This is a genomic window from Rubidibacter lacunae KORDI 51-2, from assembly GCF_000473895.1.
GTDB classification, from domain to species: Bacteria; Cyanobacteriota; Cyanobacteriia; order Cyanobacteriales; family Rubidibacteraceae; genus Rubidibacter; species Rubidibacter lacunae.
Genome location: NZ_ASSJ01000069.1, coordinates 1 through 12,727 on the forward strand (window position 1 = coordinate 1; position 12,727 = coordinate 12,727).

4 protein-coding genes and 1 pseudogene are annotated in these 12,727 nt (G+C 55.7%); 1 reads left to right on the forward strand and 4 read right to left on the reverse strand.

All coding sequences use genetic code 11. From position 1 onward, the window contains the following. The 3 genes and pseudogenes from KR51_RS11785 to KR51_RS18375 form a co-directional block, all read right to left on the reverse strand. Positions 1 to 1,674 (reverse strand): condensation domain-containing protein (locus KR51_RS11785; protein ID WP_022608024.1); only part of this gene is annotated, 1,674 nt, incomplete at its 3' end. A 114-nt stretch (positions 1,675 to 1,788) separates the two neighbouring features. Next, positions 1,789 to 9,489 (reverse strand): type I polyketide synthase, encoded by a 7,701-nt coding sequence (locus tag KR51_RS11790; protein WP_022608025.1) that lies wholly within the window; start codon positions 9,487 to 9,489, stop codon positions 1,789 to 1,791. A 250-nt stretch (positions 9,490 to 9,739) separates the two neighbouring features. Further along, a pseudogene (locus KR51_RS18375) lies at positions 9,740 to 9,901 on the reverse strand (transposase); the annotation flags it as partial. Between the two features lie 40 nt (positions 9,902 to 9,941). Here KR51_RS18375 and KR51_RS18380 point away from each other — a divergent pair. After that, positions 9,942 to 10,283, forward strand: a complete 342-nt coding sequence (locus KR51_RS18380) for a 4'-phosphopantetheinyl transferase family protein (protein WP_071783296.1) — start codon at positions 9,942 to 9,944, stop codon at positions 10,281 to 10,283. A 50-nt stretch (positions 10,284 to 10,333) separates the two neighbouring features. Here the strand turns inward: KR51_RS18380 and KR51_RS11795 are convergent. Continuing rightward, a partial coding sequence (locus tag KR51_RS11795; protein WP_022608027.1) for a non-ribosomal peptide synthetase occupies positions 10,334 to 12,727 on the reverse strand: 2,394 nt, incomplete at its 5' end.

Below are 12,727 nucleotides of genomic sequence, written 5' to 3' on the forward strand. Positions count from 1 at the left end.
ATAGGCCCCGCCTGCCTTCAGCACCGCCAGCAGCCCCACCACCATCTCAAAGCCGCGCTCCACACAGAGCCCAACCAGAACGTCGGGACCCACACCCAGAGTACGCAGATGATGCGCCAGACGGTTGGCCCGCCCATTCAGAGCACCATAGCTCAACTCCGCACTTGCAAAGACCAGTGCCACGGCTGACGGGTCCGTTGCAACCTGCGCCTCGAACAGCTCGTGCAGGCACATACCTTCCGGATAAGCCGCTGCGCTCGCGTTCCACTCCTCAACCACAAGACGGCGCTCGTCCGCATCCATGAGCGGTAGCTGGCCGACCGGACAATCCTCGTCTTCTAAAATTGCGTCGAGCAAAATGGCGAGACGTTTCCGCAATACTGCAATATCTTGACGCTCGAAGATATCAGCGCTGTAGTTGAAAAGAACCGACACATTGGCCGCCAAGCTATGTTCGCGAAGGTAAATATCTAATGTATTTAGGCTGAAGTTCGGCATAATCCTTTGAAATCGACAAAGCGTGCCGGCGAATGGAATTTTGTTTACTGCTGTGTCAAAGTTAAAGCCAACATCAAATAACTGTCTTCTGCCAATACCACCTAGATTGAGTGAGCGATTAATTTCCGCAACTGGGAAGCGCTGATGTGGATAGCAACATTGTGTATCGCTACTGACTCGTTTCAGGAGAGCCGTAAATGAACGCGTACGTTCGACCCTTATTTTCAATGGCATAACAGCCGCAAACATTCCCAGGGTTCGTCTCTGGCGTGCATTGGTGCGATTATGAAACGGCACACCGATAACAATCTCGTCAAGAGCTTGAATGCTCGTAAAATAGAGGGCAATGAGCGCCAACAGTAAATGCAGCATCGAACAGCCTTGGCTCGATGCCAGCGCGGCACATTTGTCGTAGGTTGCCCGATCGAGTTCCCATTCAAGACTGTTGCTAAAAGAATGACCGCTCGCGGATAAAACAGAATTAGGAAGCTCTGATGGCGGAATATCCGCAAACCGCTCACACCAAAACTCGCGATCCCGATCGAATTGGGTGGATGTCAAATAAGCCCGATCTTCCTTTAAAAATTCGCTGTAGCTCTCGAATGTTTCTTCTGTAATGCTCTTGACGCCATATGTAGCCAGGTAACTATCACCTTGCACGATCTTGTTATAACTCTTTGAAAGAGATTCAACTATCAACGACATGCCGAAGCCGTCACTGATGAGATGATGAAACCGAAGAAAGAAATAGTGTTTTTCCCGATCGATCTTGATGAAATGGGCATCCCAAAACCGGTTCCCGGACAAATCGAATGGCTCGTTGATTTTCCGGCGTAAGTATTTTCTGGCCTCGTCTTCAGGATCGCTTTCTTTTGAGAAATCGATCGTGCGAGGATCTACATCAATAGAATCTGCAAACTCCTGAAACGGGATGCCGTCTTCAATGTGAAAACTGGTCCTTAATGCTTCGTGCTTATGAGCTACATCGTTTAGTGCTTCGATGAGTGCTTCAATGTCAATCTGCTCAATCAATTCAGTGACTACCCCGAAATTATACGCAGGGCTGTCAGGATTCAGAACCTGATCGACCCAAACCATCTGCTGGCTTGAGGACAAGGGAAACCAGCCGCTGGCAATTCTGTGTTTCGGATTTGGAATGTTTTCAAAGATATCCACGTTATAAGCTCCTCTCCAGGACTTAAGCTATGTTGTCGAATACCGAAATCTGTCCGGTTTCGCTTTGGACCTCGCATACCACTAATTGGAACGATATTTAGATGTTCGAACGAGTTATTGGCGATCGTCTTTCGCCGCCGATGTTGCCGGTGGCTCGACTTCCTCGGTATTGCCAGCGATCTCCCCGACAAGGCGTGCGGCCAGCCTTCCGATCGTCGGGGTCTGTGCGAGTTCCATCGAAGGAATTCTGCTGCCAACGCTCTTTTCGATCAGCGCTGCGAGTTCCACCGCCATCAACGAATCGACGCCGATATCGGTCAGCGAACGGGTGGCATCGATTTTCTCCGGTTCACAAGTCAGGATCTCGGCGAGCTGCTCTGTCAGCCATTCCCGAACGAGTTCCTGCCGCTGTGACAGATCGGCCGCATTCAAGGCGGCAAGCAGCCGGGAGCTAACATCAGCTTCTGGCTCAACTTTGGCGATGCCACCTGCAAGATGCCGGAAACGGCTGGACTGGATTGTTACTGGAAGGTGCGATGCAGTCTTCTGCCAGTCAATACGCAAGACACCGGCCGAGCTAAGCCCGTCCTTTAGGCAGGCGCAGAGAATATCGATGGCTTCTGCCGCCCCAAATGCATTCACACCATGCCGGTTGAAGCGCTGCTGGATATCGTCATGTTCGGCCACATAACCGACATCCGAGATGGGACCCCAGGCGATTGCCAGCGCCGGCAGACCCCGCAGACGGCGGTAGTATGCCAAGGTTTCTAGAAACTGATTGGCTGCGGCATAGTTCGACTGGCCTGGATTGCCGATGATAGCGGCCATGGACGAGAACAGCACGAAAAAGTCTAGATCCATTGCGCCAGTCACACGGTGAAGGTTCCAGGCCCCTTTCACCTTGGGGTCGAACACCTTCGTCAAACTGTGTTTGTTCTGTTGCTTGATAGAGCGATCGTCCAAGACCATCGCCATATGGATAACCCCTTTGAGGGGGGCTTTTTCCGTGCACAGTTCATTCAGGACCTGCCATATTTGGTCCTCGTCCGCCACATCGAGGCTGACGACACTCACCTTGCAACCGGTCTCCTCGATTGCCGCTATTTTTTCCCGTTGAGGATCCTTAAGCGCAATGCGCCGCCCGGCGAGAATGAGATGACCCGCACCTTCGGCAGCCATCCATTGAGCCACGGCCAATCCGAAACCGCCTAGACCTCCCGTCAGCAGATAAGAGGCGTCTTTATGAAACCCTTCGAAGCTGGATGTTTCGCTGACTGCGCGCCCGAGGCTGTCCCCATGCAGATCGAAAACGATCTTGCCAATATGTTTGGACTGAGACATGTACCGGAAGGCTTTTTCCGCGTCACTTAGGTCAAAGGCTGTTGTGGGAAGCGGCTTCAGGGCCTTGTCTTCAAATGCTTGCATGACCTCATGCAAATAGCGCCTGATGCGTTGCGGATGCTGGCGAATCACTCTTTCCAGGTCCATGGCAAAGTAGGTGAGATTGTCGCGGAACGGATAAAGATTCAGGGACTTCTTCTGAAAAATATCCATCTTTCCGATTTCCACAAAACGGCCGTAGGATCTCAACAAGTTCAGGCTTTCCTGAACAAACTCGCCGGACAGGGAGTTCAGAACAACATCGATCCCCTCCTCTTTGGTCGCCTCCAGAATGTCGTCATGGAAGTTGAGGGTCCGCGAGTTCAAGACGTGCTGGATTCCCAGGGAACGCAGGTACGTCCGTTTCTCGTCACTGCCCGCTGTTGCGAAAATCTCCGCCCCTGCGTTTTGTGCGATTTGGACGGCAGCGAGCCCCACGCCGCCCGCTGCCGCATGGATCAGGATCCGTTCGCCGGTCTGGATATCGGCCAGCTCGTGCAATGCATGCCAGACCGTGCAAAACACGAGCGGTATGGTTGCTGCGTCCACGAGGGAGAGATGCTCGGGAATGCGCACGACGCAGTCAGCAGGTGTGGTAAGAACCGAGCCGAAGCCGCGGGCAATGGCTGCCACGCGATCGCCCGGAGCCAGTCCATCCACACCCGCTCCGACGGTGAGAACGATGCCGCTGCATTCATCACCCAGGTAAAAGCGGGTGCCGCTGTCATCGGGATAGATGTCCATCGCCTTCATCAAGTCGCGAAAGTTAAGACCGGCGTGATGAACAGCGATCTCAACGTCTCTCGGGCCGGGCTGGGGGCGTGCTGCCGGCTTCAAGACAAAACTGCTCAGATCCCCGGGCTGGTGGAGATCGAGAAAAAAGGACTCGTCCTGCTTTACGGGTCGCGGACGGGACTGGACACGGGCTAGGCGGTCGCGACTGGTCTGTCTCAAGCGCGCAACATAGCGATCACCGCCGCGCAGAGCGACTTCGAGTTCTCGGGACGTTCGTTGGGTCGCCTCTTCAAAGATCCTAGCGGTATCTATCGCTTCAGCCGTCCCTGGCAAGTCGATTAACGTGATACGACGATCGGGATATTCGTTTTCCGCGACCCTTCCCAGCCCCCACAAGGGAGCGCTCAAGACGCCGTTGGCATTGTCATCGTCCTTTATCTGCTGCACATCTCGGGTGACTAGCACGAGGTGCTGATCGCCGTCGGGATCGACATCCTCAAAGGCCCGCAGGATATTGGCAACGTTCAGGCATTCTCCAGTGCATGATGTGTCGAGGGTTTCCCGGCCGGCCTCATCTAGAGGGGGTGCATCCAGAGGTCTGAGATATACCACCCCGGCGATGGTCCCGTATCGGCCGGCGGACTCCTGGAAAAGAGAGCGCATCGCAGAAAGATCGCCTGTCGTTATGTTTGGCGAACCGGACGATTCCGCCCGCGGCGGCTCGTCCGGTTCGGTCAGCGTCACCGGCAAGGTGATGTAACCGTTCTTGTCAAATTCCTCCTTTACCCGAGCGCCGATACCATGACGGTCCACGAACAACAACCACACGCCCTCTCCGTCCCGCTCCCCCACAGCCGCAACACCTTCAGGCTTGCGCGATAAGATTACGCTTTGAACGCTGGTTCCGTCGCTGCGGTCGGAGAGTATATTTATATCCTGGAATCCGCATTCACCGAGCAGCTTCTGCCAAGCAGCCGGACCGAGGCAGCAATGGTCCGCACGAAGACCGGTATCCTCGTAAGCCCACCATCCCTTTAGCATGCCGAAGGTCACATCGACCCAAAACGGTGGCGCCATGAATTCCAGCAATAGCAGCATGCCATTGGGGACGAGCAACTCGTTCGCATGGGCGATGGCTTGCTTCAAATTCCTAGTCGCATGCAGAACGTCGCCGGCGATGACCAAGTCGAAACTTTCCGGATCGAATCCCTGCTGCCTCGGGGAGCGTTCAATATCCAGGACCCCGTAGTCGACATTGCCGAAACCGGAAAACTTTTCCTTGGCGCGCCCGAAGAATACGGGCGAAATATCGGTGAAGGTGTATTGGATCCGTCCAACCGGCAGGCTCGCCAGCAGCAACGATGCCAAGGCTCCCGTTCCGGCCCCTATTTCCAGAATGCGCAGCGGCCGGTTTTCGGGTATCCCTGAACCCATGGCTTTGACCGCGAATTCAACGATCTGGTTGTAAGGACCAAACAGTGCCAAGCGGTCGTAAACCGTTTCAGTCAGTTCCTCGGAACCGTTTGGAAACAGAACCCGAACCGGATCGACATCGCCCCGCAGGACGCGGGCTAGTTGCCTGCCGCACTGCTTCAGCAGATTGAACTCGGGATACTTTCCTTTAGGTTGGGAAAGGTCGGTCTCGATGATGGCTTCCGCCTCGGGACCACCGGTATAGACAGATAGAACCTGCCATGTATCGGTATCGGTCTTTTCCAACAAGTTGCGGGCTTCCAAGCATTGCAGCAGCCGCCTGGTCAAACGCTCGTGCTGGCTGGCGATCCTCAGGTCGGTGCAGACGCCTTTGACGGTCAGTTCCCTACCTTCCGACCAACCTCCACCCAGCTCCTCGAAAGCTTCCCAGACAAAGGCAACCGTCATCGCTTCCAAAATGGGATAAACTTCGCTGTAGTATTGGTCGAGGTTGAAGCGTTCGGCTAGACTGGGGATATCGGCTTGAACGATTTCCGAGAGCGTGCCCGGCGCAACCCGGCCGGCCCAGGATTCGTCAATTCCATGCACGATTTCCTGCCGATCCCATTCAAATGCGTATAGCCAATCGCTTCGTTCGGATTTTGCACTGGGTGGCTTGACAGCGAGGTTTCTGAACTCAACAAGCGTGTTGCCATCCACATCGATGATGTAGATGTCGCCGAGGGTGAAGTCATCTTCCACTGGCGTCAACCGGCGCGCATAAACGAAATGCTCGGCGTCCGGCTGCGGCACACCATATAAGCGCAGTCTTTCCAGTGCTATCGGTAAGCGTGCTTTAAATTGCGTTTGTTGGTGACTCAGAAAGGTTCCAAAGAGTGCTTGAATACCTAAGTCTGAGAGAACCGGATGCAGCAAGTAAGCTTCTAGGTCGTGGGAGTTAAGACCGGGAACGAGTGAATTTAATGGTCGCAGGATCGAAAATACTTCATCTCCCCCACGCCAAATTCCATCGATACCCGTAAAGGCCGCTCCGTAATTAAGTCCATCTTTCTCGAAGGCCGGATACAAAAACTCAGTGATATTTTCAGGACATTGCCGTTTCAGTTCATCCAGATCGAAACGGCGCCGCCCGGGGACCGACATCTTCCTGATGCGCCCGCGCATATGGAACACACAACCATCTTCTTCGCCGGCCACTCGGCTATCGATCGAGATTGTGTCGTCGTTCGCAAGGGCCTGCACCTGAATTTGCCGCCGCTGCCCTTGTTTCAGGATCAGTGGTTGGTCGATCTCCATCTTCTTCAGTTGCAGGTTGCTGGTGCCATGAAGTTCCCGCCCGGCCGCCAGCGCCAGCTCGATAAAGCCTGCCGCCGGGAAGATAACCAGATCCTTGAAACGGTGATCGTTTAAAAAGGCATACCGCCTGAGATCGATAGTATTGGTCCAGCAGGGTTCAAACCGATCCAACCGCACGCCGAGCAAGGGATGAACGCAAGGCAGGAGCCGCCGGTCGTTCGATTCCCTGGTTTCCTGCCAGTGATGTTCCCGTTGCCACGGATAGCCTGGCAACGCGATATTTGGATTGTTGCCGGGGAAGACCGCCTCCCAATCGATCTCATGACCGTCAACATGAAGCTGTGCCAGTGCCGAGAGCACGGTCAGTTGTTCCGGTTCATTGCGCCGTAGCGAGAAAACAACCTTGCCCCTGGCTTCCGACTTGCCGACAATCTCCGCTACCGACCTCGTCAGTACCGGATGCGGGGCGATCTCCAGAAACGTTCGATGACCGGCTTCAACCAGTGCTTCCACCGCTTGGGCAAACATGACCGGTTCGCGCACGTTGCGCCACCAATAGGCCCCGTCGTAGCCGAACCCGGTCGCGCGACTGCCGGTTACCGTGGAATACAGCGGGATATCCGGCTCCCGCCAGGTGATGCCGTCCAACACCTCGCAGAGTTCGTCTGCGATCGCATCCATGTGATAGCTGTGGAACGGCACATCCACGTTCAGCACGCGGTTAAAGATATTCTGTGCGCTCAGTTGCTCCGATAGAGCCACAATCAGCTCGGCATCCCCCGACAAAGTCACGGAGGATGCACCGTTGATGGCCGCGAGGGAGACCTTGCCATCGTGGCCTTCAATCGCTGCCCGGGCGTCCTCAAGCCCCAAAGCGGCGGCGATCATCTTGCCCTTACCCGAGAGCTTGTGCTGCAGCCGGGCGCGGTGGTAAATCGCGCGGGCGGCTTCTTCCAGCCCAAGCATACCGGACATATAAGCTGCTGCACCTTCACCGGCACTGTGGCCGACGATGGCGGCAGGCTGCAGCCCCCAGGCACGCCATAGTTCGCCCAGAGCCACCTGCAAGGCGAAATTTGCAGGTTGGGAGATCTGTGTTTCCGACATCCTCGACGAAGCTTCGTCTCGGGTCAACTCCTGCAGAAGAGACCAATCGGCGAATTCGGCAAAAGCTGCATCGCAGCGCTCGATCCAGTGACGGAAGAGCGGCTCGGCGTGGAGCAACTGGCGCCCCATTGCCCACCATTGCGGACCCATGCCCGAAAACACAAAGACCGGACCGTCTTCCGGCCGGTCCAACACGTCGGACTTGCCCAGCAAGAGCCCTTTCGGTTCCAGACCGCGCCGATAATCCTGAAGCTTAGCGATCAGTTCATCCCGGTTCTGTCCGAGGACGGCGAGCCGGCAGTGGTGATGGGTTCTCCGACGGGCCGCCGCCCGACAGTATCCATAGAGGTCAAATGCCGGTTTGCCCCCTTGAAGAACGGATAAGTGCCTAAGCGCCAGCTCTTGCAACGCCTCGTCGCTGCGCGCGGAGATCGGCAGGAGATATGCCGCCGGTCCGTCATCTTCTGCATTCGGTGTCTCTTCACAAACTTCGGACCCCATCCTGCCGGCGGAGGTTGGGGCTTCCTCGACGATCGCATGGGCATTCGCCCCGCCGAAGCCGAAGGAATTGACCCCTGCTCGGCGAGGACATCCGTCATCCGGCCAGGCAATGGTCTCCACCGGCACTACGAAATGATGTCCGGATAACCCCAGCTCGGGATTCTCCCTGTCAAAATTGCGATTTGGGGGGATAACACCGTGGTGAACGGCCAAGGCCGCCTTGATCAATCCGGCAATGCCGGCCGCCGCCTCCAGATGTCCGATATTGGTCTTGACCGAACCAATAAAATGCGGTCTGGCATTGGTTTGGCCGTTGCCGAAGACGTCTCCCAATGCCCGGATTTCTATCGGGTCTCCTACCGGCGTCCCGGTTCCATGGGCCTCGATGTAGCGAACGCCGCCCGGATCGATGCCGGCCTTCCGGTAAACCTGCCGCAGCATATCCGCCTGGGCATCGGCGGAAGGCATGGTCAGGCTCGGGGTGCGCCCATCCTGATTTACCGCTGTACCTTTGATGACAGCATAGATACAGTCCCGATCCCTCAACGCATCGTCCAAGCGCTTGAGAACCACAACCCCAGCTCCTTCGCCGCGGGCAAATCCATCGGCGCTTGCATCGAAGGCCTTGCAGCGGCCATCCTGGGCAAGCATTGTCGCGCGGCTAAAGCCAATGGTTGGCTCCGGCTTGAGGAGAGCGTTGACCCCTCCGACCAGGGCCATGCTGCATTCGTCGGCATGGATGCTCTGACAGGCAAGATTCAACGCAGTCAAGGATGAAGAACATGCCGTGTCGACCGCAAGGCTCGGTCCCTTGAAGTCGAAACAATAAGATATGCGGTTGGCGGCAATGCACAGGACTTGACCGGTATTGGTGTGAGCCCCGATATGTTCGCGGCTATACTGGCTGTGTTGAATGTGCCCGTAGTCAAATGAAGCAATTCCCACAAACACACCGACATCCCGGCCGCGGAGGGATTGCAATGTCAAACCACCGTCCTCCAGGGCATTAAAGGATGTCTCCAGCAGCATGCGCTGCTGCGGATCCATAACCGCAGCTTCACGCGCCGAGATCCCGAAGAAGCCAGCGTCGAATTCGGCAATCCCGTCAATGAACCCGCCGCGAAGCGAACCAACAGTGCCCGGTTCGTTCATCGCATCGGGGCTGAACAGAAGGTCGTTGTTCCAGCGGTCGGCCGGGACGGGCACTGTCGCATCGACACCGGCGGTCAGAAGCTGCCAAAAACTCGCCGCCGAATTGGCATTTCCCGGGAACCGGCAGCCGATACCGACGATGGCGACAGGTGCATGGGGTGAATGTCCATCGGCATGGGCGAAACGGGCTGCTGCATTGTCATCGAGCATAATCGGCTGCTCTCGAACGAGATCCTCGGACGCGATATGTCGTATGAAGAAAATTAAGTTGAACTTCAATTTAGCTCAGGCTTAGCGCCAGATCGTGGCAAAACAACTAAATGCGTAACAAAAGATACAGTTTGGCAACATACATTTACTTCATGGGTTTTTCAACTCTCTCAATGGATAGGTGGATTCAACAGCGAGCAGGATAGTGAGATTCTTAGAGGCTGCTTGAAGAGTTCAGGGCGGTATCAAATTACTCCAGACGTATGACCATTAGGCGGATCGTCGCAATCCGAATCATCGCCTCCGATGACGCCAGCAAATACTTGTAGTCCACATTCAACCGCCGATACCAACTCCACCAGCCAAACGTTCTCTCAACCACCCACTGCTGCGGCAGTAACACACATCCCTTCGCTGTTGCTGCGCCAGACTGCCGTGCCTTAGGCGTCGACTTGGAGTGTTCTCGACAGCTAGCTGAAACCGAATTGGCACGTCAGTTTTTCAGTCCCCGCGAGGCTGAGGCGATCGCCCAACTGCCTCCTGAGGAGGGACAGCGAGCCTTTTTGCGCATGTGGACGCTGAAAGAAGCTCGCTTGAAGGCTACTGGAGTCGGGATTTCTGAAGGGCTAGCGCGGGTCGCTGTCGATCTGGACCATCCCATTGCGCTGCCCTGGCGAGTACGAGTGGACGATCGAGGAGTTGACCGTTGGGAAAGGGTACTTCGGTGCCTTTACCGCGTTCGGGGACGGATGGCAGTGCCATTACTTCCGGATGCGTTGAATTTCAGAACATAGGCGATGCATAGGCGATCGCGCTGTCAGACGGAGGAACCCCTACCCGCGCCTTATTCCGATGCACCCACTTGGCCTTGAAAGTTGCTCATTATCCACTTGGACAAGTGCCGAACATGCGGATGCTTGAGCGCTGTCATGTGGTTGCCCGGACCATGCCAGGACAAAAGCTCTGGGGCCCATAAGCGCCATGCCTCAACGCTGTTCGCAATTGATTTGGCATTGGACGATTCAGGAAGCTTGGGATTGCTCATTAATATCAAACCGGTCCGTCCTGGGTACGGCCTTGCCGGTTGATATTTCGTCCTGAGAGCGGTTCCAAAGGAGCGAACTACTCCTTGCAGATCTTGTGACTTGGAACGTGCCGGCATCAAACCGTGCTGAAGAAGACTCTCATGCAAGCGGCCGATTTGCCGCTCTGCATCGAGCTGCGCCAATTCAGCGGGCTCCATCCCAAGCGAACATTCTCCAGCTTGTTCGTAAATTTCAATCAATTTTGTCACGACTTTGGTGCGTGTGTACTCGCTTACTCGATCCCCGTGTTGCTTCGGTGCTTCGCTGTCGATCAAGGTGAGCGACTCAGCTGGGCAGCCGAGTTCCAGCAGCTCCAGGGCAATCTGGAAAGCAATCCAGCCTCCAAAGGAATGACCGAGTAGATGGACAGGTCCGTCAGGGCAGACCGTTCGAATTGCCTCAAGGTAGCATCTGGAAGCGGCCCGAACGCTCGCGTGTGGCACACGCTGGCCGTCCAGTCCGCGTGGCTGCAGACCATAGATGGGACAGGACTCACCAAGGGCGTTTGCAAGCGGTGCAAAGCCGGCGACATTGCCGCCTGCCCCGGGGATGCAGAAGACCGGAATTTGCCCAGCCTGTCCTTTTTGAATGGTCACCAGTGGCTCGTAACTTCGTCCCTGTGTATAAACTCGCTGTTCTTGATTATTTAGAGCCTTGGAAAGAGATGTCCCAAGGCAGGAAATATTGGGAGGATCCATCATCGTCCAGTGATTTCCAGGGACCGGAACGACGTGAATATGCTCTTTTGAGATAACAGTTTCCCAACCACCTGTTTGGCTAGACTCGGTATCTTCGATGGCTGCAAAAAGGTGCATGGGCACCGGGATCGGTTGAACATGATATTGGTGCATGGCATGTGTGCAAGCATACATGCGGGAGATGTATTTTCGAACCTCATATTGGTGTAACAGGCTCTCTATGTCATCCAGTGCTATCGGTATGCCGCGCCTTTCGGCAATTGCCGCGAGATGCAGAAGAACGTGTTTGTCTTCGAGAATTCGTCGCAGATAATCCTCTTCTGAACTGACAGTTTCAAATGATCGCGGGCAATTGATATCGAGGAGTCCGAGGAATGCGACCTGGTCATCATTGCCGATCAGCTGGACAGCGACTTCGTAAGCAAGCAAACCACCGAACGACCATCCTGCGATGTAGTAAGGACCTTTCGGCTGCACCATTTTGATCGAGGTCAGAAAATGGGCAGCCATGGCCTCAATCGTGAGTAGAGGTGTATTCACATCACTGGGATTTTTCAGCCCGTAAACGGGTATATCTGCATCGATATGACGGGTAAGTTCGAATCCATAGATAACTTCACCACTGGGCTCCTGGAAAAGGAATAGAGGAGGTTTGTTTCCTTCCGCACGAAACACTGTTATACCCCGATCCAGCAGGCGGTCCTGATCATTCAATGCGTTTGCAAAGGCAATGACGGTTGGTCTAGCAAAGAGCTTTGCTAGCGGAACCTCTTTCCCGAGCGCCTCACGCAGCCTTGAGACCATTAGCACGGCCAGCAGGGAATGACCGCCTAGGTCGAAGAAGTTGTCGTGGCGGCCGACCCGTTCGACCCCAAGCAGCTGCGACCAGATCAGTGCCAGCGTCTCCTCCACCGTCCCTTGAGGTGCCTCATAGATCTGGCGGACATAGGCCGCCTCGTCCGGGGACGGAAGCGCCCGCCGGTCTAGTTTGCCGCTTGCCGTCAGTGGAAAAGCCTCCATCAACACATAGGCCGAAGGAGCCATCCACGACGGTAGATGCCGCACCGCATGGTCCTGCAACGCCTGCGCATCCACCTTAAAAGAACCATCTTCAGGGCCAGCACCATTCCTGTCTGTAACCACATAGGCTGCAAGGGCGTTGCCGTCTTCACTCCCCGAACCGCGCGCAACCACGACCGCATCGCCCACACCCGCATGGGCGCGCAGGCACGCCTCGATCTCACCCAGCTCGATCCGGTGGCCTCGGATTTTCACCTGGAAGTCCCGGCGGCCCAGATACTCGAGCGTCCCGTCCGCCCGCCAACGCCCCAGATCCTCTGTCCGGTAAAGCCGCGCATCGGCATCGGCGCTAAATGGGTCGGGGACAAACCGTTCCGCTGTCAGGTCGGGGCGGTTTAGATAGCCGCGCGCCACCTGAACACCGCCAATGTAAAA

What these genes read in the sequence shown, in the direction of transcription:
- KR51_RS11790 (WP_022608025.1), bottom strand. Translation starts at nt 9,489, where the DNA reads ATGCTCGATGACAATGCAGCAGCCCGTTTCGCCCATGCCGATGGACAT.